Origin of the sequence: Bradyrhizobium genosp. A, from assembly GCF_049949275.1 — a bacterium.
GTDB lineage: Bacteria > Pseudomonadota > Alphaproteobacteria > Rhizobiales > Xanthobacteraceae > Bradyrhizobium.
On record NZ_CP188196.1, the window covers coordinates 372,379 to 394,412 of the forward strand.

At 64.7% G+C, this 22,034-nt stretch carries 21 protein-coding genes and 1 tRNA gene; 10 read left to right on the forward strand and 12 right to left on the reverse strand.

Translation table 11 applies throughout. The features are described from left to right. The first annotated feature begins 109 nt into the window (after positions 1–109). On the forward strand, positions 110–1,279 hold the full coding sequence (locus ACP2YP_RS01675) for a DNA topoisomerase IB (RefSeq protein ID WP_426421921.1): 1,170 nt from the start codon (positions 110–112) through the stop codon (positions 1,277–1,279). A gap of 13 nt (positions 1,280–1,292) precedes the next feature. Here the strand turns inward: ACP2YP_RS01675 and ACP2YP_RS01680 are convergent, their stop codons facing one another. Then, positions 1,293–1,748 carry an SRPBCC family protein gene (locus ACP2YP_RS01680; RefSeq protein ID WP_426421922.1) on the reverse strand — a complete coding sequence of 152 codons (456 nt, stop codon included), beginning with the start codon at positions 1,746–1,748 and terminating at the stop codon, positions 1,293–1,295. Positions 1,749–1,946: 198 nt separating this feature from the next. Here ACP2YP_RS01680 and ACP2YP_RS01685 point away from each other — a divergent pair, with 198 nt between their 5' ends. Continuing rightward, complete coding sequence (locus tag ACP2YP_RS01685; protein ID WP_426426445.1) at positions 1,947–3,038, forward strand: adenylate/guanylate cyclase domain-containing protein; 1,092 nt, start codon at positions 1,947–1,949, stop codon at positions 3,036–3,038. Positions 3,039–3,091: 53 nt separating this feature from the next. Here the strand turns inward: ACP2YP_RS01685 and ACP2YP_RS01690 are convergent, their stop codons facing one another. The 6 genes from ACP2YP_RS01690 to tsaD all read right to left on the reverse strand — a co-directional run bounded on the left by ACP2YP_RS01690 (position 3,092) and on the right by tsaD (position 8,552). Then, positions 3,092–4,045 (reverse strand): tetratricopeptide repeat protein, encoded by a 954-nt coding sequence (locus tag ACP2YP_RS01690; protein WP_426421923.1) that lies wholly within the window; start codon positions 4,043–4,045, stop codon positions 3,092–3,094. 2 nt (positions 4,046–4,047) lie between these two features. Then, a complete protein-coding gene (locus ACP2YP_RS01695) occupies positions 4,048–5,172 on the reverse strand; it encodes an AAA family ATPase (RefSeq protein WP_426421924.1) in 1,125 nt (374 codons plus the stop codon). Between the two features lie 20 nt (positions 5,173–5,192). Next, positions 5,193–5,663, reverse strand: coding sequence for a hypothetical protein (locus tag ACP2YP_RS01700; RefSeq protein WP_426421925.1), 471 nt, complete (start codon positions 5,661–5,663; stop codon positions 5,193–5,195). Positions 5,664–5,893: 230 nt separating this feature from the next. Next, complete coding sequence (locus tag ACP2YP_RS01705) at positions 5,894–6,307, reverse strand: EVE domain-containing protein (protein ID WP_426421926.1); 414 nt, start codon at positions 6,305–6,307, stop codon at positions 5,894–5,896. Positions 6,308–6,309: 2 nt separating this feature from the next. Then, positions 6,310–7,290 (reverse strand): NAD(P)H-dependent glycerol-3-phosphate dehydrogenase, encoded by a 981-nt coding sequence (locus ACP2YP_RS01710; protein ID WP_426421927.1) that lies wholly within the window; start codon positions 7,288–7,290, stop codon positions 6,310–6,312. 188 nt (positions 7,291–7,478) lie between these two features. Further along, a complete protein-coding gene (gene tsaD, locus ACP2YP_RS01715; RefSeq protein ID WP_426421928.1) occupies positions 7,479–8,552 on the reverse strand; it encodes a tRNA (adenosine(37)-N6)-threonylcarbamoyltransferase complex transferase subunit TsaD in 1,074 nt (357 codons plus the stop codon). Between the two features lie 112 nt (positions 8,553–8,664). Between tsaD and ACP2YP_RS01720 the strand changes: the two genes are divergently transcribed. The 4 genes from ACP2YP_RS01720 (at position 8,665) to ACP2YP_RS01735 (ending at position 12,696) form a co-directional block, all read left to right on the forward strand. After that, on the forward strand, positions 8,665–9,411 hold the full coding sequence (locus ACP2YP_RS01720; RefSeq protein ID WP_426421929.1) for a uroporphyrinogen-III synthase: 747 nt from the start codon (positions 8,665–8,667) through the stop codon (positions 9,409–9,411). A gap of 65 nt (positions 9,412–9,476) precedes the next feature. Continuing rightward, a complete protein-coding gene (locus tag ACP2YP_RS01725; RefSeq protein WP_426421930.1) occupies positions 9,477–10,727 on the forward strand; it encodes a COG4223 family protein in 1,251 nt (416 codons plus the stop codon). A 48-nt stretch (positions 10,728–10,775) separates the two neighbouring features. Further along, complete coding sequence (locus ACP2YP_RS01730; protein ID WP_426421931.1) at positions 10,776–12,521, forward strand: heme biosynthesis HemY N-terminal domain-containing protein; 1,746 nt, start codon at positions 10,776–10,778, stop codon at positions 12,519–12,521. Positions 12,522–12,620: 99 nt separating this feature from the next. Further along, positions 12,621–12,696: transfer RNA gene (locus tag ACP2YP_RS01735), tRNA-Thr, on the forward strand. Positions 12,697–13,513: 817 nt separating this feature from the next. Here the strand turns inward: ACP2YP_RS01735 and ACP2YP_RS01740 are convergent. The 3 genes from ACP2YP_RS01740 to ACP2YP_RS01750 all read right to left on the reverse strand — a co-directional run bounded on the left by ACP2YP_RS01740 (position 13,514) and on the right by ACP2YP_RS01750 (position 14,298). Next, a complete protein-coding gene (locus ACP2YP_RS01740; RefSeq protein WP_426421932.1) occupies positions 13,514–13,759 on the reverse strand; it encodes a recombinase family protein in 246 nt (81 codons plus the stop codon). 11 nt (positions 13,760–13,770) lie between these two features. Continuing rightward, positions 13,771–13,977 (reverse strand): hypothetical protein, encoded by a 207-nt coding sequence (locus tag ACP2YP_RS01745; protein WP_426421933.1) that lies wholly within the window; start codon positions 13,975–13,977, stop codon positions 13,771–13,773. Positions 13,978–14,100: 123 nt separating this feature from the next. After that, positions 14,101–14,298: a hypothetical protein gene (locus ACP2YP_RS01750; RefSeq protein WP_426418117.1), complete on the reverse strand. Its 198-nt coding sequence runs from the start codon at positions 14,296–14,298 to the stop codon at positions 14,101–14,103. A gap of 2,082 nt (positions 14,299–16,380) precedes the next feature. Between ACP2YP_RS01750 and ACP2YP_RS01755 the strand changes: the two genes are divergently transcribed. Continuing rightward, positions 16,381–16,743 (forward strand): hypothetical protein, encoded by a 363-nt coding sequence (locus ACP2YP_RS01755; RefSeq protein WP_426421934.1) that lies wholly within the window; start codon positions 16,381–16,383, stop codon positions 16,741–16,743. A 79-nt stretch (positions 16,744–16,822) separates the two neighbouring features. On the opposite strand, the gene ACP2YP_RS01760 is transcribed toward ACP2YP_RS01755, so the two are convergent. Continuing rightward, positions 16,823–17,875, reverse strand: coding sequence for a polysaccharide deacetylase family protein (locus ACP2YP_RS01760; RefSeq protein ID WP_426421935.1), 1,053 nt, complete (start codon positions 17,873–17,875; stop codon positions 16,823–16,825). 252 nt (positions 17,876–18,127) lie between these two features. Here ACP2YP_RS01760 and ACP2YP_RS01765 point away from each other — a divergent pair, with 252 nt between their 5' ends. Together ACP2YP_RS01765 and ACP2YP_RS01770 are read left to right on the forward strand one after the other, a co-directional pair. Then, positions 18,128–18,436, forward strand: coding sequence for a hypothetical protein (locus ACP2YP_RS01765; RefSeq protein ID WP_426421936.1), 309 nt, complete (start codon positions 18,128–18,130; stop codon positions 18,434–18,436). A 181-nt stretch (positions 18,437–18,617) separates the two neighbouring features. Further along, on the forward strand, positions 18,618–18,833 hold the full coding sequence (locus tag ACP2YP_RS01770) for a hypothetical protein (protein ID WP_426421937.1): 216 nt from the start codon (positions 18,618–18,620) through the stop codon (positions 18,831–18,833). 3 nt (positions 18,834–18,836) lie between these two features. Here ACP2YP_RS01770 and ACP2YP_RS01775 read toward each other — a convergent pair whose 3' ends face one another. Beyond that, the gene (locus ACP2YP_RS01775; RefSeq protein ID WP_426421938.1) at positions 18,837–20,525 is read right to left on the reverse strand and encodes an MFS transporter; all 1,689 of its coding nucleotides are present in this window, start codon (positions 20,523–20,525) and stop codon (positions 18,837–18,839) included. A gap of 139 nt (positions 20,526–20,664) precedes the next feature. Here ACP2YP_RS01775 and ACP2YP_RS01780 point away from each other — a divergent pair, with 139 nt between their 5' ends. Continuing rightward, positions 20,665–22,032 carry a hydrolase gene (locus tag ACP2YP_RS01780; protein ID WP_426421939.1) on the forward strand — a complete coding sequence of 456 codons (1,368 nt, stop codon included), beginning with the start codon at positions 20,665–20,667 and terminating at the stop codon, positions 22,030–22,032. Positions 22,033–22,034: the final 2 nt, after the last annotated feature.

A 22,034-nucleotide genomic window follows, 5' to 3' on the forward strand; every position in this document is an offset into this window, starting at 1 on the left:
TGCGGTTCGGAACACCCTAAATGGCCAACCCGGGTCCAGAGGGTCCCCTTGGGAACAAAAATCAGAACAGCAGCATTGACCGGTAACAGACAGGGCTAAGGCTAACACTATGATGGATCAGCAGAATCTCGGGACGATGCGGCCCGCTTCGGCCGATCCTGCTGCCATTGCGCTGGCCAAAGCCCTCGGACAATGGCCGAAACCGACCGGTTCCGCCCGTCCCAGCCCGAAAAAAATGTTCGATTCGGCGCCCGCGGCGACGGTCGAGGCGCTCGCCAAGGAGCTGGGGCTGCGGCTCGGCGACCAGAACGAGCTGACCATCCGCCGCATCCGGCGCGGCAAGGGCTATTCCTTCGTCCGCCCCAATGGGGCGCATATCCGGGACGCCCGCACCATCCGCCGGCTCCACGCCATGGCGGTGCCGCCGGCCTATCGCGAGGTGCGCTACTCGGCCGATCCGAGCACGCATCTGCAGGCGGTGGGTCGCGATGCCGCGGGCCGACTGCAATATCGCTATCACGCCGACTGGGAAAAGGTCCGCGAGCACCGCAAGGCGCATCGTCTGGAAAAGCTCGTCGGCGCGCTGCCCAAGATCCGGCGCAAGGTCTCAGCGTTCCTGTCAGGCGACGAGCCGACGCGCGAATTCGCGCTGTCGGCGGTCATCGAGCTGATTGCGCGCACCGCGATCCGTCCCGGCAATGAATCCTACGCCCGCCTCAACGGTACCCGCGGCGCCACCACGCTGCTCAAGTCCAACGTCACGCTCGAAGACGACTGCTTCGTGCTGACCTTCAAGGCGAAGGGCGGCAAGGCGGTGCGGAAGGAGTGCGACGCCGCCAAGTTGGTGCGCGCCATCGGTATTTTGCAGGGCGTTCCGGGCAAACGCATGTTCCAGTATCGCGATACCTACGGCATCGTGCGCGCGGTCAGCACCACACAGGTGAATGCGTTCTTGCGCGAGATCGCAGGCATCAAGATTTCACTGAAGGATTTTCGAACGCTGATGGCCTCGGCGGTCGTCGTGGAATCGCTGTCGCGGATCACGCCGGCGACCAGCCAGCGCGGACGCAAGAAGCAGGTACTGGACGCGATCCGTGCCGCGGCCGACAAGCTCTCCAACACGCCGGCGATCTGCCGCAAGAGCTATGTCCACGATACCATCGTCACCGCCTTCGAGGACGGCATCCTCGAGCGTTTCGCCGCGACCATGAAGGGGCAGCGCTCGCAGGCGAGACGCGAGCAGCTCTTGCAGCAGGTCGTCGCGACCGCGGCGGTCTAACCAGCTCGCATCGCTACATATTGTCCGAAACACCCTTGTCGGGGCCGGGATCGCGGCCCGCGGCGGCGCTCGTAAGCCGCCCCAAATAGTGCGCCCATCCTTTCGCGTGCGCGGCCACCTGTTCCTCGGTGGGCAGCCCGCTATGTGTCATGCGCAGCAGCGTGCCGCCGTCGCGCTCGATCAGGTCGATCTCGATCAGGCTCGAGCCGGGCGGCACTTCCTGACCGCCATCCCAGCCGAACGTGTAGGCCAGACGGTGCACCGGCACGACCTCGCGGAAGGCGCCGCGGGCGACACCGCCACGTGGGCCGATGCCCTTGAGCAGATAGAGCCCGCCGGGATGCGGCTCGGTGGTCGCATCCGAGCCCATCCAGCTCAGGATTTTCTCAGGGTCCGTCAAATAGGCGAAGACGGTGGCGCGCGGGGCGGCGATCTGTGTCTCGCGTTGCAATACGAACGGTTCGGTCATGGGCGATCATCCCTGGGCTAGAGCCCCGTTCCGACGGTGTCGGACCGAGGCTCTAGCTTCTTGTTTTGACGCGTTTCCTTACGCGAACCGGCATCCACTTCGCTTGAAAACGCTCTGCCACTGGCACATGGCGGCGCCAAAGCAGCCCGTCAAGGATTGCTCGTGACAAAGACCGCCTTCCTTCGCCATCATCGGATCATGCAACTTTCCCCGGCCCTCGCCTGGCTTGTCGATGCCGCCTCGAACAGTCCCGGCGCCGATCGCCTGCTGGCGGAACTCGGCGCGCATCTGCTCGCCGACGGGGTCCCGCTTGCGGCAGGCGCCCTGACGCTGGAGGTGCCGCACCCGCTGATCGCGAAGCGGACCTGGCTCTGGCGCGCAGCGAACGGCCGGGTGATCGAGGCGCTCGGCTTCGCACCAGGGGGATCGGCGCCCGATTTGCCCAACGATGCGGGCCGCCATTGGCTGCGCGACATCGCGGGCGGCGAGATCCATGAAGATGTTGTCGGGCGCGATGGTCCGCTGCTCGGCTGGATCGGGCCGCGTCCATTCACGCCCGGCGAAATCGAGCAATTGCGCCAGGCCGCGCGCTTTGCCGCGACACCGCTCGCCGCGCTCGCTGCACGCGCCACGTTGCGGGCGACGCTGGAGGCCTATCTCGGCAAGCGCAGCGCCGAGCGGGTGTTGGCGGCGCCGCTGCGTCGCGACCTTGGCGAGACCATTCAGGCTGCGCTGCTTTATGCAGATTTGCGCGGCTTCACGACGCTGTCGGAAACCAGTCCACCGGCCGATGTCATTGCCGCGCTCGACGCCTGGTTCGATCGCATCGCCGGTGCCGTTCACGCCTTCGGCGGCGAGGTGTTGAAATTCATCGGCGATGGCGTGCTCGCGATCTTTCCGGTGGTGGAGGCGTCGCCGCGCCGGGCGTGCGATGCTGCTCTGCGTGCTGCAGGCGCAGCCGAAGCCGGTATGGCGTATCTCAACGCGGAGCGCGGCGCGCAAGGACTACCGCTGCTCGCATTCGGCGCCGCGCTTCATCTCGGTGAGATGCTCTGGGGCAATATCGGCGCGGCCAACCGGCTCGATTTCACGGCGATCGGCCCGGCCGTCAATCTCGCCAGCCGGCTCGAAGGTTTGTGCAAGCCGCTCGGCAGGACGGTGCTGGTGTCGGGCGCGCTTGCTGCCGAGACGGATATGCCTCTGATCGCGCTCGGATTGCACAAGCTGCGTGGTATTGCTTCGCCCTGCGCGGTCTTTGCCTTGCCGGAGACGCAAGGACGGACATCGTAGCCGGGATGGAGCAGCTTTTGCAGCAGGTCGTCGCGACCGCGGCGGTCTAGAAATCAGGTCGGCGGCAGCTCGCCGGGATTGCTCTTCGCAGGATCATTGTCTTTCACTTGCCCGCGAAGCCGCTCGCGCTCCGACTTGGCGAAATCGTTGTCGGGCGCCAGCGTGACCGCGCTCTCCAGTGCCGCCAGGGCATCGCGCGGCTTGCCCGTGGTTTCGAAGATGACGGCACGCGCCAGCAGGCCGCGCGGATCTTTCGGGGCGCGCTTGCTGAACTCGTCGAAATCGCGCAAGGCGGCGTCATAGCTCTCCTGAGCTTGCTGGGCCTCGCCGCGCGCCAGATAGTAGTCGGCGTTGTTGGTTTGCCGCCGGATCGCTTCGTTCAGATCGGCGACCGCCTTCGCGTACTCCTTCTGACGCAGATAAGCGAAGCCGCGATAATAGTATGCGACGGCCGCTTGCAGCCAAGGCGTGGTCGGACTGGCCGATTTGTTCAAATCCAGAAGCGCCGCGTCGTAATCTCCGCGGTTCATGTAGATCCAGGCGCGGTCGTTCAGGGCTGGGGCATAATCAGGCTGAATCTTCAGTGCGGCATTGAAGTCGGACATCGCGCTGTCCGGCTGCTTGTCGCGTCGCATGAAGCCCCGCTGCGTATAGACCGATGCCAGCCTCGAGCCGGATATCTTGCCGTCATCGATCACCTTCGTGCAGGCGCTCTCCGAAGATTCGCCACGATTGGCAAAGCAGCTCATCACTTCGAGGTCCACCGGATTGACGGTCGTCGTCTTGATGGGCGTTGCGGGGGTTGTTGTCGTAGCCTTCTGCGCGATCGGCTTGGCCCAGGTTCCGGCGTTGCCCCAGGCGCCGGTATTGACCGGCTTGCTGACGAGGATCCAGCCTGTGATCAGCACGGCCATTGCGGTGGGCCATGCGTACCACGACCATCGATACCAGGGATCGATGCTCCACAATGCGCCGTGCAATGCGGCGATGCGGGCGGTCGTCTTCATGGTCAGCTGTCCCGGATCGCCGATTGAATGTCACTGAGCTCGAACTCGGCGACGCTCGCATTGGGGTCCCGCGACGTGCGCAGGGCATGCGCCTCGCGGGTCTTTTCGAGCAGCGTTCGCATCGAGCGCGCGTTGCCCCATTGCGGATCGTCGCGTTGCGAGTCGATCCATGGTGCGAGCGCCGCCTCGAAGCCGATCGGCAGCAGATATTGCTGCTCGGACGCCATGGCCCGGAAGATCTCGCAGAGCTCGAGCGCATCGTAGGGCGGGAAGTCGATCGTCTTGGTGAAGCGGCTGGCAAGTCCGGGGTTGCTGGCGATGAACCGGTGCATCTCGGCGGGATAGCCGGCAACGATCACGACCAGGCGATCGCGGTGATCTTCCATGTATTTCAGCAGCGCCTCGATGGCCTCGCGGCCGAAATCACCCTTCCATTCCGCCGCGCTCAGGCTGTAGGCCTCGTCGATGAACAGGACGCCGTCGAGCGCGGAGCGACAGACGTCGAGCGTTTTCGGCGCGGTCTGGCCGACATAGCTCGCGACGAGCTGGCTGCGGTCGGCTTCGATCAAGTGGCCTTTGCGCAGCACGCCGAGCGAGCGATAGACGTCGCCGATGGCGCGCGCCACCACGGTCTTGCCAACTCCGGGAGGTCCGGTGAACACCATATGCCGGCTCGTGGCGAACACCGGCAGGCCCTGCTCGCGCCGCCGGCGCTCGACCTCCAGGCTCGCGAGCAGCTTGTTGATCTCGGTCTTGACCGAGGCGAGCCCGACCATCATGTCGAGATCGTCAAGGGCGTCGTCCGCGGTACGTGTCACCATCCGGGTCTCGCCGGTCGCGGAATCGGTCGTCAGCCTGCGGCCATAGGTATAGCCGCTTCCGATCGGGACGAAGCCCGACGCCGTGGGGTCGGCTCCGAGGCGGGAAGCGATGTAGCCGACACCGGTCGCAGAGACGATCGTCAGCGCGACGCCGACGAAGCGCAGCGCGGTCATCTCGGAGAAGAGCGAGCCGATCCAGCCGAAAAAGCCGACCTGCGGATTGAACAGCAGCGCGCTGACCCCTGCCGTCGCCACGCCGATCAGGATGAAGGCGAGGATGAAGCGCGCGTTCAGAAAATTCTGCATTCAAGTCTCACTTGCAAATCTCACTTGCACGGCGGGCGCGCAGGCCATCGCACCGTGACGGTGCTGGAGCCGCTGACTGGCTCCATCCGTGCCGTCGGATAAAGGGATACGTGCAAACCCTTGGCGTCACCGTCCGCGGTCAGCGGGTCGAGCCCGCCGCTGTCAGGCAGCGGGTTTGGCAGGGCAATTCTCTGCGGCTGGTCGGTGACGCGGAACGAAGGCGAGCGGTATTTGCTGGTGCGAAACGTGACGGTCCCGCCGGCGGAATTGCCCGGCGTCGACACCGTGATGAATGCGACGGGGTAACGGCATTGCCGGCTGTCGGATTGCGCGACCCGCTGGCCATCCGGTGTCAGGGTCGGGATGGCATCAGCCACCTGCTCCTGCGGCACCAGCACGATAACGGGTGCGTCGGGCTCCGCGCGCGTGGTCAAGAACCATCCCATGATGGCCCCGATCATCGCCGCGCCGGCCAGGAGCATCGCCAGCATCGATGAAGCATCTTGTCGGGGACGGAATGGAAAGACCCCCGTGGGGCCGTCCGTGGACCCTGGCGATTGCTCGCCGCCGTCCCTTTCCTGCATCGCCATGACGCGAGAAGACCTGTTGAACGTCCATTCCTTCACCGAATCTAGGAATTCTGACGGCAGATATCAATGATTGTGACGGGGCTATCGCGCTATCACAAAGCTGTCACAGGTCGGCCTTCAATTGGAGCGAATTACAGCCCGCCCATCTTGCATACCAGCTTCCATTCCTCCGCCGTCACCGGCTGCACCGACAGGCGCGAATATTTCACCAGCGCCATATCGGCGAGTTTCTTCTCGGCCTTGATCGCGGCCATCGTCACCGGTGTCTTCAAGGGCTTGTCGGCCTTGATGTCGACGCAGACGAACTTTTCGGTCTTGTCGGTCGGATCCGGATAGGCCTCCTTGATGATCTCGGCGATGCCGACGATCTCCTTGCCCTCGTTGGAGTGATAGAAGAACGCCTTGTCGCCCTTCTTCATGTTCACGAGATTGATGCGTGCTGTGTAATTGCGCACGCCGGTCCAGGCCTCGCCCTTGGCGCCCTTCGCGACCTGCTGGTCCCAGGACCACGCCGATGGTTCGGATTTCACCAGCCAGTACGCCATGTTTATTCCTCTGCCTTGAAGGGGCGCGTCAAAAGTCCTGAAACCGCAGCATCGATCGTGCTTCGGCCGCTCAGGATCGAAGCGACCGCTTCTGATACCGGCATCTCGGTGTTCTGCGAAGCTGCGAGTTCGATCAACACCGGCGCGGTGAATTCGCCTTCGGCAAGCTTGCCGGCAGGCGACAACTCGCCGCGTCCGAGCGCAAGCCCCAGCGCGAAATTGCGCGATTGCGGGCTCGAGCAGGTCAGGATCAAATCGCCGAGGCCGGACAGGCCGGTAAGCGTCTCGCTGCGCGCGCCGAGCGCACGACCGAGGCGCATCAACTCGGCAAAGCCGCGGGTCGTGAGCGCGGCGAGCGCGGAGGCGCCGAGGTTGCGGCCGACCACGATGCCGGCGGCGATCGCGAGCACGTTCTTGGCCGCGCCGCCGATCTCGACGCCGCGGACATCCGTCGTGTGATAGGGCCGGAAGGTCGCCGAGCCCAGCGCCTGCACCAGTGCGCTCGCTAAGGCCTCGTCCTTTGCGGCCAGCGTCACCGCCGTCGGCAGGCCGCGCGCGACATCGTCGGCAAAGCTCGGACCTGACAGGATCGCGGGCTGCGTATGAGGCGCGGCTTCCGCGATCACATCGGTCATGAATCTGTGGGTGCCGTGCTCGATGCCCTTGGCGCAGGCGATGACCGGAACGGGCTTCGCGAGGTGCGAAGCCAGCATGTTGACCGCGCCGCGCAGATGCTGCGCAGGCGTCGCGATCAGCAGCATGTCGGCACGCGCGGCGAGCGACAGCTCGCTTGTCACGACGATCTCCGGTGTGAGCGTCACGCCCGGCAGCCGCGGATTGTCGCGGGTCGAGGCGATCCGCGCGGCATGTTCGGCGTTGCGCGCCCACAGCGTCACGCTCCGTCCGGCGCGTGCGGCCACCGCCGCCAGCGCCGTACCCCAGGCACCCGCGCCGATCACCGCGACGGACTGGAACGCGGTCATGGTGCGCTCCCTCCACTCCCTCTCCCCGCTTGCGGGGAGAGGGTTGGGGTGAGGGGGAGTTTCAGCAAGGGAGGTGATAGCTGGATTCGCGGAGAGTCCCCCTCACCCGGATTGCATCTACGATGCAATCCGACCTCTCCCCGCAGGCGGGGCGAGGTGAAGCGGAGCTCGTGGCGACACCACAGCATTCAGTATCCCGCCCGGGTCTTGCCGTAGCCTGCCGGCGCGGTCGCGCTGGCGTCGAGCAGCCAGCGCGCGCGCGGCTGCGCCTCCATCGTGTCGGAGATGCCGAGCGCGAGGCGTTCGGCGCCGGCCCAGGCGATCATCGCGCCATTATCGGTGCAGAGTGCGGGCGGCGGCATGATCAGCTGCGTCTGCGCTTCCCTGGCAACATCAAACAGCGCACCGCGGATCGCCTGATTGGCGGCGACCCCACCGGCCGCGACCAGCGCGCGTGGCGCCCCGAACTGTTCGCGGAAAAGTCTGAGACCGACGCGCAGCCGGTCGGCCGTCGAATCCATCACGGCGGCCTGAAAGCTCGCGCAGAGATCGTTGACGTCCTGCGGCGTGATCTCAGCCAACCGGCTCGCTTCGGTGCGGACTGCCGTCTTCAGTCCCGACAGGGAGAAGTTGGCATCGGGACGTCCCTGCATCGGCCGCGGGAAGGCGAAGCGCGTCGCATCGCCGTTCGCGGCCGTGCGTTCGACCTGCGGGCCGCCCGGATAGGGCAGGCCCAGCATTTTCGCGACCTTGTCGAAGGCCTCGCCGATCGCGTCGTCGACGGTGGTGCCAAGCCGCACATATTGGCCGACGCCGGTGACCGCGACGATCTGGGTGTGGCCGCCGGAGGCGAGGAACAGACAATAAGGAAATTCGATGCCGTCGGTCAGGCGCGGCGTCAGCGCATGCGCCTCGAGATGGTTGACCGCGACCAGCGGCGTGTCATGCACCATCGCGATCGCCTTCGCGGTGGTGAGCCCGACGATGACGCCGCCGATCAATCCCGGTCCCGCAGCGGCTGCGACACCGTCGAGCTGGGCAAAGCCGATGCCGGCTTCGCGCATGGCGCGGTCGATGATGCCGTCGAGCAGGTCGACATGCGCGCGCGCCGCGATCTCTGGCACGACGCCGCCGAACCGGGCATGCTCCTCGACCTGCGACCGCACGATATTGGACAGGATCCTGCCGCTCCCGTCAGGCGCGCGCTCGATCACGGCCGCCGCGGTCTCGTCGCAGGTGGTCTCGATGCCCAGTACCAGCATTGGCGAATTGTTATCCAATTTGCGCCCTTGCGCTCATCCGTAAAGCAGAGTTCTGGTACGTCCGGTAGCATTCGTCAATGCGTCACCGCCACGTGGTCCGGGAACACAAGCGATGTCCATTCTTGTCACACGGCCGCATCCCGACAATGTGGCGACGGCGGAAAATCTGCGCGCGCGGGGACATGTGGTGCTGCTTGCGCCAGTGCTCAAGTTCGAGCCGGTCGCGTTCCATGACGAGAGTGAGGCGGGCTATGGCGCCATCATCGTCACATCGGCCAATGCGATCCGCGCCGTCGCGCCGCAATTGCGGGACCTCGGCCTCTCGGAGCTGCCGCTGTTCGCGGTCGGCGAGCACACGGCTTCCGTGGCGCGCGACGTCGGCTTTGCGGATGTGATCGTCGCCGGCGGCGATGCCGCTTCCCTGCGCGACAAGGTGATGCAGAGCGCGCGCGACAAGGTGCTGGAGAAAAAGAGCACGCTGCTTTATCTCGCGGGCGCCGACCTGTCGCGGGATCTCGGCGGCGAGCTGGGCACGGAAGGGTTTAGCGTCGTCACTCAGACGACCTACCGGATGGCCCCGGTCAAGCTTCTGCCGCGCGACGTCTGCGACGGCTTTGCCGCGCATGGCATCGAGGCGGTGCTGCATTACTCCCGGCGTAGCGCGCGGGCGTTCCTGGATGCGGCCCGGGACGAAGGCGTTGAAATCTCGGCGCTGGCGATCCCGCAATGCTGCCTGTCCGAGATGGTCGCCAGCGTGCTGCGTGATGCCGGGGCATCGCAGGTCCTGGTGGCCGCGACCCCGGACGAAAATGCCCTGTTTGACGCCTTGGAGCGTGCTTTGCGGACCCGTTTGGCGTAAGAGGACGGGCCGAATCCGAGGCAATCGGGCTCGTCTCTGGTATGAAAGTGTGAGGAACCGTCACGATGGCCGACGACAAGCCTGAAGACGCAGGATTGGCCCCCGAGTCCAGCCGTGCCAAGCGCACCCCGCCCACCATCGACCTCGAGGCGACCGAAGTCTCCACCCAGCCGCAGGACGTGGCGGGTGAGCCGGAGGCACAGCCCTCGGCCGAGCAGGCAAACGCCGAGCGGGCCGGTGCCGAAGACGCCAAGGACGAGACGGCCAAGGTTGAGACTGCCAAGGTCGAGGCTACCCAGGTTGAGCCGGAGCATAGCGAGGCGCAGGCCGCCGTTGCACCGGGCGCGATTTCTCCCTGGGTCATCGCGCCATTTTCGGGCGCCGTTGCTGCCGCGGTCGTGATCGCGGTCGGCTGGGTGCTGGGCTGGCCCGCGGTGCAGGCGCCGCCGGCCGCGCCGCAAGTGACGAGTGCCACGGTCGACGCGCTGAGCGGTCGCGTCGCCGCGGTCGAAGCCAAAGCGGGCAAGCCCGCCGCCGATCCGGCCATCGTCGCGCGGCTCGATGCGCTGGAGAAATCCGTCGGTACCCTGCGCGGCGACATCGCCAGTTTGCGCGCGCAATCCGACAAGACCGCGAGCGCATTGAACGATGCGAAATCCACACCGCGCGACACCGCGGCCTCATCCGGTCTCGGCGCCCTCGACGACCGCATCTCCCAGCTCGAGCGCGCCAGCACCACCGCGCGCGCGGAGCTCACGCAGCAGGGCGAAAAGATCGCCGGCGCCAAGGTGATGGACGATAAGCCGTTGCGCTACGTGGTCGCCGCCACCCTGCTCGACGTCGCCGTTCGCCATAACGACCCCTACGAGGCGCAGCTCACTGCTGCGCGGGCGCTCGCGGCCAAGCCCGAACTGTTGAAGCCGCTCGATGCGTTTGCCGCGTCAGGCATTCCGACGCCGGTCACGCTGACCCGCGAGCTCCTCAACATCGTGCCGAAATTGTCGCCGCCGCCGGAAGCGCCGAGCAGCAGTGCCGGCATCGTCGAGCGCCTTCAGGCCGGCGCGTCAAAGCTTGTCCGCATCGAGCGCACCGACGGCGTCGGCAACGACCGCGGCGCCATTGTCACGCGGGTCACGGCCGCGGCACTGCGCAACGATTTCGTCGAGGCGCGCCGCGAGCTGAAGACGCTGCCCGAGGCCGATCGTGCGCCCGCGCAAGCCTGGCTCGACAAGGCCGAGGCGCGCGATGCCGCGCTCGCGGCCTCCCGCAAATTCGCCGACGACGCTCTGGCTGGTCTCGCCAAGCCTGGTCAATAAGCCGGCTCAATAAGATTCGCGCAACAATCCGCGCGTATAGGGATAGTCATGCTTCGCATCGTCCTCTTCCTTGTTCTGATTGCGCTCGCAGGCGCCGGCGCGGCCTGGGTTGCCGATCAGCCCGGCGATGTCGTGCTGACCTGGAGCGGTTTTCGGGCCTCACCGAGCATTCCGGTGTTCGTGCTCTGCCTCGGCATATTCGCAATCCTGATCGTCTTGCTCTGGAGCATCCTGACCGTGATCTGGCGCATGCCCGGACGGATGCGCCGCCGCCGGCATGACAAGCGTCATGCCCGTGGCCGCCACGCCATCACCCACGGCCTGCTCGCGATCGGCCATGGCGACACCGCGCTTGCCCGCCGTCACGCCGAAGCGGCGCGGCGACACGCGCCGAACGATCCGCTCGCGCTTCTCCTGCATGCGCAATCGGCCCAGCTCGACGGCAATCGCGATGAGGCGCAGCGCGCTTTCCGCGCCATGGCCGAGCGCGAGGATACGCGCCTGCTCGGCCTGCGCGGCCTGTTCATCGAAGCGCAGCGCGCCGACGATGCGGTCGGCGCCGTGATGATCGCGGAGGAGGCGATCAAGTTGTCGCCGTCCTCGACCTGGGCCTCGCATGCGGTGCTCGGCTTCCGCTGCGCGCGCGGCGACTGGAGCGGCGCGCTCGCGATCCTGGATTCGAACCTGTCCGCGGGCCTGATCGACAAGCAGGGCTACCGCCGGCAGCGCGGCGTGCTGCTGACGGCGCGCGCGCTGGAATTGGAGACGATGGACCGCGATGTCGCGCGCGAGAGCGTGATGGAAGCCGTCAAGCTCGCGCCGACCCTGGTGCCGGCCGCGGTGCTTGCCGCGAAATTCGAGAGCGAGGCGCATCAGGTGCGCCGTGCCATGAAGCTGGTCGAGGCTGCCTGGCTTGCCAATCCGCATCCCGATCTCGCCGACGCCTATGCGCATGTCAAACTCGGCGATGCCGCGCGGCAACGCCTGCAGCGGGTCGAGACGCTCGCGGCGAAAACGCCCGCCGACAAGGCCGGCCATGTCGAGGGACAGCTTGCGATCGCGCGCGCTGCGATCGATGCCTCCGAGTTCGCCCGTGCGCGCGAGGTGCTGGCGCCCTACGTCAACGATCCGACCCAGCGCGTGGCGCTGTTGATGGCGGAGCTCGAGCGCGCCGAGGACGGCGACGGCGGCCGTGCCCGCGCCTGGACCTTGCGCGCGGTGCGCGCCCGTCACGACCCCGCCTGGACCGCGGACGGCTATGTCAGCGACCGCTGGCGTCCGGTCTCCCCGGTCACCGGCCGGCTCGACGCCTTCCAGTGGCAGACGCCGGTGGCGAGCCTGCCTTCGGACAAGGGCACGACGATCGAGTCCTCGGCCTTCGAGGAAGCCATGCTCGCCGCCCCGCCACCGAAGCGGGTGACGGCGGTCAGCGAAGCGCCGGCGGAACCGGTCGTGATCGCGCCGGCCCCGATCCCGGCCGCGCAGGACAATGCGCCGCCGGCGGTCAAGGAAGAGCCGGTGGTGGCGCCCGCAGAGCCGGTCAATTCCGCCCCTGAAGCCGCCGAATCATCGCCGGTGGCGGCAACCCCGGTGTTCCGGACCCGTGCCGACCTCGGCAAGCCCGCACAGGTGCCGATCCAGGCCGTCATCCCGATCGTTCGCGCGCCGGATGATCCCGGCATCGATGACGACAGTCCGAGCGATGAATTTACGGAACAAATCGGGACGCCCAAGGCCCATGCAAAGGCCCAGGCCGGCGGTTGGCGCGGATTCTGGTCCCGCTGGGGCGCGTGAGCGGCATTTCGCCTGCGGCTTGTCCTTGCCAATTCGGGCCATGCCCGATATCAGGAGCGCGCGTATCGGGGCCGGCATCGCCCGGGCCCGGCAGGGTTCGCCGCAATAGCTCAGCTGGTAGAGCACGTCATTCGTAATGACGGGGTCGGGGGTTCGAGTCCCTCTTGCGGCACCAGCCTTTTCAATCAGTTAGCTTCAAGCTGTGTCTGCGCGAATGGCGGATAGGTACGCCATAGGTACGTGACCCTCAATGCTTCGTCGCGTCGTCATCGCGCCTAACCAGAAAGTCGACATTGCGTGCCCATGCCGTCATGCAGGCGTCGCAGATCGGTTCCTTTAGCGTTATCGTGTCGAGGTTCGCGCGGAAAGCTGGGCGCTCGCTGGGCCACATGCGCGAGCAAAGGACGCAATGACTTTCATCAACGAGTTCTGACATCGAAAGTCGCAATGATGCTCAGGGGGGACTGGTTCGCATCTATGTCGCGTTTTGCGTCGGATGGGCCGCGTGGTTCGGTTACCAAGCCTAGACGCTAATCGTCAGATCATAAGCGCAAGCGGATATATTCAAGTGTATGTATGGGATCGGCGCGCGGGCCGCGTATACGATTTTCGTGATCTCGTCGAATGGCAAAACTCGCAGGCCAGCAGACTGACCAATTCGATCAAGACTATCGCGGGTGGCCTTGTAGTTGGCACCATAGTCTTCATGGCTCTGCGATCATTTGCGAGACGACGTAGGGGGAAGCCGCCGCCAGTCCCAACACCGAGCAGAGCAGAAAGTCGAAGCAGCCGATATAAACGCGCGTCAACTTCGTTGCTCGTCGTATCGTTATTCTTTCCCTTGATTTGGCTTATCGACGTTACCGCAGTGGCTCGCCCGACTTAGAAAGTAACTACCCAATGTATGGCTCATCAGATTTTTATATATTTTGCTCGGACCACTATGACGCGCATCCGGGCCGGGGTGATTTGGCCCCGGGGGTGGGGCCAAATCACCCCGGCCCTAGCGCGCGCTGGCCGGCGCTGGTGCCGATCCCGAGCTCGCGGCCGATGCGGAGCACGCCCATGCCTTCGGCCCGCAAGGAGCGGATGCGCTTCTCGACTGCCGGGCCGATGGTGGGACGGCCGAGCTTGGTGCCGTTCGCCTTCGCGCGGGCCAGGCCAGCGTTGACGCGCTCGCGAGTCATGCGGCGTTCGAACTCTGCGAACACGCCGCACATCTGAGGGGGACCGATCAAGGTCTACAGCCTTACCCCGATATTGCCTGTCCCCGGTCTCCTGTTTCCCCGCCGCACACCACTAAGGTCCGCTTGATGCGGTGAGCTTGTTCTTCAGTCAGATTGACGGCAGGGTTCGTACCAATCATTGCCGGGCCTTTTCGTTGTCGATCGTAAACCATCCAGCCCTTACCACCTTGACGAACCAAAAATCTCGATTGAAAAGTGTTGTCACTCATCGGAACAAACTCCCAAAAGCGCCCGAAAAAAATTGGGAACAACATGCATACGACGGGCGATCGGCTCCTTAACCTGTGATACTGGCCACCAATTGGTTGCCAATGCCCCAGGGGAGAAAGATTTCAGCGCCACATGGTGGGCGGGTTCAGGGCTTTACAACCCGCCGCCCTCAACGCATCCGCTGAGAGTTGTCCCCGTGCTGCCGCCTCCAGGATTTTCGAGGCGACGTGCGTTCTCGCGCCGGTTTCGCTGACGGGGATATTTTCGCAAACTTCCTCAAGCACCGCTCTGAGGAGCGCAGTGGTTTCCATATCGAACATGCATCAACCCCACAAAATACTAAGAGGACGTGGACACCGCACGAGCGGAGTATGTTCGCTCGGCGGCGTTCCGAAATGCATTCCGGTCTGGGCGTTGAAATCCCAGCGCCCCAACCCTGCCATTTCAATTTTGAGTTTTTGTGACCCGTAGAAGTACCGTGCGCCTGTAAGACGGAACCGGTCGCCTCGAGGCTATTATTCAGCGGCTAGGAGGTGTCGAGACGTGTGTTCCTGCCCAACGCTCGAATGAGAGCAAGTCGTCGCGAACAACATGGTTCGGCTGCATTGCCAACCCGGTCCCAGGCTCGGTTCAGGGACTCCCTGATTATGGCTGGACGTAATGGTGGTCCCTACAACCACCAGAACGGCGGCTGCCAGGGCAAGCGCTTGAGAGGCTGTCCAACTTGATTTCATGGCACGTCCTCCGATCGAGGCGGGGACGATACGCCAAGCTTATGCCTGTAAATTGTGAACTACTTCACACGCATTCTTCAACGCTCATCACACCGGCGTGCCGCCCGCCTGAACCGGCGGCCTCGTGATCATCGGTATTACGGCCTCGCTGCTCTCGCGGGTTCGCTAGTGCTCTTCATGCTCTGGCTGGTGCATCATGAGCGACAGGCGGCCATCGAGCGGCTCGAAGGGCGGGAACACATTTCTGAAATGGCCCGCTAAGCGCAAGCTGCAGGGGCCCCCGTTCAAGCGGAGCCAGCTGCTTGAGCTGCGAGCCACCTGGCACGACTGGCGTCGTTGTCGACGTAAGCCCCCGTACTACGGGCATCACCGTTCTGTTCGATGGCGCCCAACGACCAACCGTTTTGCACAGGGATTACATTAGCCCGGAGATCTGATCAGGCATTACTCCTAACGAGGTACCCAATTAAAGGGGTCGTAGGTCGCGCATCATAATTTGCCCTGTGTACGGTCACAAATTAGTCACGACCTCGCACCCCATTTCCTCCAGTTTTCTTGCTGCAACAGAGTTGTAATTTCCAACATGGTCACCTTGGACGGAGGCGGGCTTCATGGAAATATTTCGCGCGGAGAGGATTTGCGTTGTCGAGGACAACTCCACCAGAACCTGCGGCATCTGCGGCAAGAAAATGAAGCTTGTACGAACAGTGGTGGATTCTCAGAGCGGTGGAATCATCCATATGTTCGAATGCAGCTGCGGAAAGCGCCTCTGGGACGACTGAGGCACCACCGCGGCGAAGGGGTAAGCCCGCGGACCAGCCGGCCCTTTCGAGGACCCGAACGCTATGAACGACGAGAAGAGCGAATGGCGCTTATCGATGAGATCCAAGTTTGGCGCGAGGCACTCCAGGCGCACGAGGAAAGGCTCGCCGCGAATTTCAAACCAAGATGAAGAGGGCGGAGTGGAAGTTGTACCATCCGCGGTGGAACTCCCTGGTAAACCATTGCGGAAAATCCGAGGTAGATCAGTTGCCCGGTAGCGGAGGTGCTGCCTCAAGTGCATGCTAACGTAACTGGACTGGTGATAGCCTAGTCAGTTCAGCAACTTGGCCTCAGCTCAGCAGCCTCGAGTTGAGGCCGATTTTTGAAGTGCACACGCCGAAGGGAATTGGACCTAGAAACAAAATGATCCCAGCCAGAAGGGAAGCTGGGGCCGTCAAGTGCTCAACCGCGTTCAGTCATGGTGTGTCAGGCAGGAGAATGAACACCGCCAATTGTCCCAGCTGCCATCACCAGCAAGAGGTACCTCCTTAGAGTCGCGGCAAAGTGGTCTCTTCACACCCACGTGACGATCCGGAAACTAGCTCGCTGCCAAGGTGGTGAAGATTGCAGTGGAGAAACCGATGCCGCTCGCCCTTATCGAATGTTTTGGGCTAGCTCTAAGGGAGAGGGTCGGTTCATGACGACCGCAGGCGATCATGCGCGACCGTCAAAACCCTTAGGCCTAAGATAGCAAGAAGTTATCGCCTGCGGTGACTGAAAACGCTCAAGACGTCGTGCACAAGGCCAACTGGCTGATCTTGCGCCATCCATCTGCGTGATTCTCATCACATAACCTCGCGCGCCTCTCGCCTAGTGTCCCGGTCACGCAAACACGGGAGATTTCACATGCGCAAGATCATTCTGGTCGCCGCCATGGTTCTGGCTTCCGCATCTGCCCAGGCAGGTGGCTCACGCAGTCTTTCGCTGGCCACGGCCAATGAGCAGGTACCGGCTGTGCAAGCGGCTGCGCCGACCACCGCAACGACTCAGGTGAGCGAAGTCGCGCCAGTCTCCGACGCGCCGAAATATGTCGATCGGCCGCCGGCGGTTTCGGCCACCGCGCCGGCTACGGTCACGACGACGACGTCAGCGCCTGCCGCGACCAGGCCTGCAGCAAAGACGACGGCGAAGGCCGAAAAGCCCAGGCACAAGCGGTGGACCGAAGGCCGCATCATCGCGGAGCTGCACCGCCACGGCGTCTATTGGTAAGCGACGGCACCTAGCTCCCAAAATGAAAATGAGCCGGGCTGCTGAGCCCGGCCATCATGCTTGTCGAAGCCTGAGGCGCTTAGCGCTGCGAGACCGTCTGCACCACGCTCGAGATCGGACGCATGCTCGTGCCGGCGGTCGGCACCTTCATGTCCTTCATCAGCGCTTCGTCATATTCCGGCAGCGTCTGAAGCGTCGTCTTCGCTTTCATCTGCACGACCTTGTAGCCGCCGGCCTTGAGCCGTGCGAGCAGCGCCGGCAGTGCTTCCCCGGTGTGCTTCTGGAAATCGTGCATCAGGATGATGCCCTTGCCGAGCTTGTCGAGCCGCGTCATCACCGTCTCGATGATCTTCTCCGGCGTCGCACCCTTCCGGAAATCGAAGGAGTCGATGTCGGTCGAGAACATCGCGACGTTGCGGGTGCCGAAATAGCTCACGATCGCCGGATTGTGCTGAAGCTGCGGGAAGCGGAAGAACGGCGACGGGTTGGTGCCGAGCGCCCATTTCACCGCGCTAATACCCTTTTCGACCTCGTCCTTCGCCATCTGCTCGGTGATCTTCTTGCCGTTCAGGTTGACGTGCGACCAGGTGTGCGTGCCGACCGTGTGGCCCTGGGCCAGCACCTGGCGCAGGATTTCCGGATGATAGGTCGCATGCTTGCCGACCGAGAAGAACAGGCCCTTGGTGCATTCATCCGCGAGCGCCTTCAGCACTGCGGGCGTGTTCACCGGCCAGGGACCGTCGTCGAAGGTCAACACGACCTCCTTGTCGGTGAGGAAGTCGAACTGCTTGAAATGGTCGAAGCCGAAGCCGGGGCCGCCGGTGGTGTCGATCTCGACCACGCGCGAGACGCCCAATGCATTCGGATTGGTGCAGGTCGTCGTCTGCTGAACCGGCGCCGGTGCAGGCGTGGGCGCGGCGGCCGGAGCGGCGGGCTTGCCCGCGAGCGCCGCAGTGGTCTCGACGTCATCCTTGGCGGCAAGCTTGGCCGGCGCCGGCAGAGGATCGGCGGCGCGGGCGGCCGTTGTCTTGGGGGCGCCCTGGTCGGCGCGCGAGGAATAAAAGTACCAACCTCCGGCGATCACGACCGCCGCAAGGACACTGGCCAGCATCAGGCCCAACGCATTACGCATCGCTACTCTTTCCAAATACGCAACCAACCAGCGGAGTTTCCCGCGGACGAGCCATTAATGCGAAGGAACAGTTAACGTGACACCAACACGACAGCGGTTGCGATGGAATTTCAGGTGGGTGCGCCAAAGTGACCGACGTCACAAAGGGTGGGCCGCCCGTGACGGTGATCACAGTGGAAAGGATTTTTGGGGAGCATGGTCATTCCCATCAACAACGGGCCCCGCTTCCCGCGGTGCCAATGGGAGCTTCAAATGACCGCCTCTCGGAACACCAAGTCCTTGACCGCCAAGATCCGCGACATCGGCCTGGCTCTGGGCTTTGCCGCCATCGTCTCGATCATCTCGACGACCTCCAGCTTCGCCTTCTCGGCCGAAGCGCAGCAGATGTGCACCGGCGATGCCTTCCGCCTGTGCTCGTCGGAGATCCCCAACATCCCGAAGATCACCGCGTGCATGATGAAGCATCGTTCGGATCTGAGCACCGGCTGCCGCGCGGTGATGGACAAGGACCTCGCCAAGGGCGCCTCGCGCAAGGTCGCTGACGCCCAGGACGGTCAATAACAGCGCAACGAGTGCGTCGTTGCGTCGGTGAGCTCCCCTCGCGATGTGTCCCGGCGTCAAGCCGGGGCCACGCGGCCGCGCGGAGCAGCCTGCAAAGTCAGCCTGCCAACAAAGCCGTTGCGGCTAAGGGATCGTCGCACTAGCTTCGCCCGCACATCTTCCGGGCACGAGGCATGACGCGATGACCAGATTTCTTTTCATTGTCTCTTTGGTTCTGTGCGCATCGGGTGCGTCAGCGCAGCAGCAGCCCGGCCACGACGCCTGCGCGCGCGACGTCACGCGTCATTGCCGCGCCGTGATGAACAATGGCGATAGCGCCGTGCTCGCCTGCCTGAAAGAACACCGCGCCAAGCTGAGCAAGGCCTGCGAAAAAGTGCTGACGGAGCACGGGCAGTAAGGACTACGTGCTGCTGCCCGCCGCGGTCGCGACCACCGGCAACACCTCGGCACTGGCGCGGTCAGGCGTCGCCTCGTTCCAGCGCACCGAGCCGAACGGCCGCTCCAGCATGCGGCGGATCCGCACCGGCTCGGGGCCGATGTGAAAATCGATCGCCTGCTGGTGCAACGCGCGTTCGGATTGCGTCGATCGGTTGCGCTGGCGCAGATAATCGAACCAGGTCGGGCAGTGATAGCGCTCGGTCCACAATTCCGGGTCGGCAATGTCGCGTGCGATCGACCAGCCATAGGCGCCGTTGCGCTGCCTTGAGAGCTGCACATCCTGCATCACATTGTGGAAGGCGCGCGCGTTCTCTTGGGCGACGCGGTATTCGATCTCGACCACCAGCGGCCCGCTGCGCCCGGTCAGCGACAGCTTGACTTCGGGATCGGCCAGCACCTCGGCGTCCTCGTTGCGGGCACCGACGCGCGGCATCGCGAGCCAGATGCCGAGAAGGGGCGAGACCAGCATCAGGCCGGCAGCGACCAGCAGCGCGACCTCGACGCCGGCGTAGTCGGTGAGGTGGCCCCACCCCCAGGCGCCGATCGCGATGCCGCCCGAAATCGAGGCCTGGAACGCGGCGAGCGATCGCCCGGCGACCCAACGTGGCGCTGAAAGCTGCACGCCGATGTTGAACAGCGCCACCGCGGCCATCCAGACCGCGCCGGCCAGCACCAGCGCGGCCGCGGTCAACACCGGCTCGCTGCTCAAGGCAATCGCGGCCATCGCAAATGCCATCGAAATTGTGCAGGCGCGGATCGCGGCCTCGCCGCTCATGCGCTTGCGCAACTCGTGGATATTGAGCGCGCCGACCACCGCGCCCATGCCGAACGCGCCCAGCATGATGCCGTAGGTTTGCGCGCCGCCATGCAACAGGTCGCGTGCGACCAGCGGCATCAGCGCCATGATCGCGCCGCCGATCAGGCCCATCACCAGCGTACGGAGCAGCACGATCTTGATCGGCGGCGAATTGGTGATGTAGCGGAAGCCGGACACCATCGCACGATTGAGTTTTTCCCGTGGCAGTCGCGAGGGCTCGACCACGCGCTGCCAGAGCAGCAGCACGATCAGAAGCGGAAGATAGAGGATCGCGTTACAGGCGAACGCCGCGACCGCGCCGAGTGAGGCGACGATGACGCCGCCCACTGCTGGACCGAAGCTGCGTGCGATGTTGTAGCTGATCCCGTTCAGCGCGACAGCCGATGGCAGGGCTTCGGGCGGCACCTGCTCGCTGACCGAGGACTGCCAGGCGGGGCCGAACAGCGCATTGCCGCTGCCGACGACGAAGCAGAAGGCCAGCAGCGATTCCGGGGCGATGAGCTGAAGCCCGGCGAGGATCGTCAGCGCCGTTGCGCCGGTCAGCGCGATCAAGAGTGCGACCAGCGTCACGATGCGGCGGTCGTACATGTCGGCGATGGCGCCGGCCGGCATCGAGATCAGCATGATCGGCAGCATCAGGGCGGTCTGCACCAGAGCCACCTTGTCGGCGGAGGCCGCCATCTGCGTCATCGCCCAGGCCGCGCCGACGCCCTGGATCAGGAGGCCGAGATTGGAAAGCAGGCTCGCGAGCCAGATGCGCCGGAACACGGTATACCGCAGGGGGGCCGTAATGCCGTCGGCGGAACGTCTCTGGCGGTTGGCCTGCTCGGTCATATCCTCTTCCAAGTCGTCTGGCAGAAATGGCTTCAATGATTCCGGCAGCTTCAGTGATGCCTGCGAAAGTCCTTCGCTGTCCAGTGGTTAGGCCGCTATAAGCGGTGCAAAGACATGGTTTTACGGGGGGGGGGAGCAGATGAAGCTGTCACGACGGACGATCCTGCAAGGTGCGGGTGGCCTGGCTTTCGCGGTTGCGAGCTTCCGCAACGATGCGCTGGCGCAAGCGCCGTCCGCGGTCCCGAACCCCGAGGTGCCGCCGATCCTGTTTGTCCATGGCAATGGCGATTACGACGCGCTCTGGATGACGACGTTGTGGCGGATGGAATCCAACGGCATCGCCCGTGACCGCATGATGGCGATCAATTTCACCAATCCCACCGCGCGCAGCGACGATACGGTCGAACAGGCCAACCGCTCCTCGACCGAGGATCAACGCCGCGAGCTTGCCGCCGCCATCACTGAACTGAAGCGCCGCACCGGTGCGCCGCGCGTCGCGCTGGTCGGCAATTCGCGTGGCGGTAACTCCATCCGCAACGTCATCAAGAACGGCGGCGCCGGCGACGTCAGTCACGCGGTCCTGTGCGGCACGCCCAATCACGGCGTGTTTGCGCTCGATGATCTCCTCGGCAACGAGTTCAACGGACGCGGCCCCTTCCTGCGCGGCCTGAACGACGGCGACAGCGAGGTGACGCCAGGCACAGCTTTCCTCACGCTGCGCAGCGACGGCATGGACAAATATGCGCAACCCGATGGCCGCTTCACGGGCAGGCCGGGCGTGCCGACCAATGTCACTGCCGAGGGGCCGGAGCTGAAGGGCGCGACCAATCTCGTGCTCGGCACGATCGACCATCGCGAGACAGCGTATCACCCGCGCGCCTTCCGCGAGATCTACAAGTTCATCGCCGGCCGCGAGCCTGCGCGCATCGCGATCACGCCGGAGCGCACCGTCCGCCTCAGCGGATTGGTCACGGGCGCGGTGGACGGCGTGCCGACCAACCGCCCGGTGGCCGGGGCGGTGGTGGAGGTCAACTATGTCGACCGCGAGAGCGGGGAGCGCAGGGGCGTGGTGCATCGCTCGACGACGGGCGCCGACGGCCGCTGGGGACCGGCCACGGTCGATTCCACCTTGCCGCTCGAGCTCGTCCTGACCTCACCCGACGCCCCGACGACGCATTTCTACCGCTCGCCCTTCCCGCGCTCCTCCGATGTCGTGCATTTGCGCGCCGCGCGCCCGTTCGTTCCCGCGGACAAGGATGCCGGTGCGGTCGTGATCATGTCGCGCCCGCGCGGCTATTTCGGCCTGCCGCGCGATACCGTCCTGTTCGACGGCCAGGAGCCCGCCGACGTCCATCCGGGCGTGCCCACGGATGCGTCAGCAACCTTGCGCCTTCCGGCCAGCGAGGGCCGGCGTAACATCGTGGCCCAGTTCAACGAGGAACGAATTGTGGCACGCGCCTGGCCGGCCTCGGAGAACAGGATTGCGGTTGCCGAATTGACTTATTAGCT

What these genes read in the sequence shown, in the direction of transcription:
- ACP2YP_RS01705 (WP_426421926.1), bottom strand. Translation starts at nt 6,307, where the DNA reads ATGGCGTACTGGCTGGTGAAATCCGAACCATCGGCGTGGTCCTGGGAC.
- ACP2YP_RS01760 (WP_426421935.1), bottom strand. Translation starts at nt 17,875, where the DNA reads ATGCGTAATGCGTTGGGCCTGATGCTGGCCAGTGTCCTTGCGGCGGTC.
- ACP2YP_RS01700 (WP_426421925.1), bottom strand. Translation starts at nt 5,663, where the DNA reads ATGCTGGCGATGCTCCTGGCCGGCGCGGCGATGATCGGGGCCATCATG.
- ACP2YP_RS01685 (WP_426426445.1), top strand. Translation starts at nt 1,947, where the DNA reads ATGCAACTTTCCCCGGCCCTCGCCTGGCTTGTCGATGCCGCCTCGAAC.
- ACP2YP_RS01780 (WP_426421939.1), top strand. Translation starts at nt 20,665, where the DNA reads ATGAAGCTGTCACGACGGACGATCCTGCAAGGTGCGGGTGGCCTGGCT.
- ACP2YP_RS01770 (WP_426421937.1), top strand. Translation starts at nt 18,618, where the DNA reads ATGACCAGATTTCTTTTCATTGTCTCTTTGGTTCTGTGCGCATCGGGT.
- ACP2YP_RS01695 (WP_426421924.1), bottom strand. Translation starts at nt 5,172, where the DNA reads ATGCAGAATTTTCTGAACGCGCGCTTCATCCTCGCCTTCATCCTGATC.
- ACP2YP_RS01775 (WP_426421938.1), bottom strand. Translation starts at nt 20,525, where the DNA reads ATGACCGAGCAGGCCAACCGCCAGAGACGTTCCGCCGACGGCATTACG.
- ACP2YP_RS01725 (WP_426421930.1), top strand. Translation starts at nt 9,477, where the DNA reads ATGGCCGACGACAAGCCTGAAGACGCAGGATTGGCCCCCGAGTCCAGC.
- ACP2YP_RS01680 (WP_426421922.1), bottom strand. Translation starts at nt 1,748, where the DNA reads ATGACCGAACCGTTCGTATTGCAACGCGAGACACAGATCGCCGCCCCG.
- ACP2YP_RS01675 (WP_426421921.1), top strand. Translation starts at nt 110, where the DNA reads ATGATGGATCAGCAGAATCTCGGGACGATGCGGCCCGCTTCGGCCGAT.
- ACP2YP_RS01720 (WP_426421929.1), top strand. Translation starts at nt 8,665, where the DNA reads ATGTCCATTCTTGTCACACGGCCGCATCCCGACAATGTGGCGACGGCG.
- ACP2YP_RS01690 (WP_426421923.1), bottom strand. Translation starts at nt 4,045, where the DNA reads ATGAAGACGACCGCCCGCATCGCCGCATTGCACGGCGCATTGTGGAGC.
- tsaD (WP_426421928.1), bottom strand. Translation starts at nt 8,552, where the DNA reads ATGCTGGTACTGGGCATCGAGACCACCTGCGACGAGACCGCGGCGGCC.
- ACP2YP_RS01730 (WP_426421931.1), top strand. Translation starts at nt 10,776, where the DNA reads ATGCTTCGCATCGTCCTCTTCCTTGTTCTGATTGCGCTCGCAGGCGCC.
- ACP2YP_RS01745 (WP_426421933.1), bottom strand. Translation starts at nt 13,977, where the DNA reads ATGAGTGACAACACTTTTCAATCGAGATTTTTGGTTCGTCAAGGTGGT.
- ACP2YP_RS01710 (WP_426421927.1), bottom strand. Translation starts at nt 7,290, where the DNA reads ATGACCGCGTTCCAGTCCGTCGCGGTGATCGGCGCGGGTGCCTGGGGT.
- ACP2YP_RS01755 (WP_426421934.1), top strand. Translation starts at nt 16,381, where the DNA reads ATGCGCAAGATCATTCTGGTCGCCGCCATGGTTCTGGCTTCCGCATCT.
- ACP2YP_RS01750 (WP_426418117.1), bottom strand. Translation starts at nt 14,298, where the DNA reads ATGTTCGATATGGAAACCACTGCGCTCCTCAGAGCGGTGCTTGAGGAA.
- ACP2YP_RS01765 (WP_426421936.1), top strand. Translation starts at nt 18,128, where the DNA reads ATGACCGCCTCTCGGAACACCAAGTCCTTGACCGCCAAGATCCGCGAC.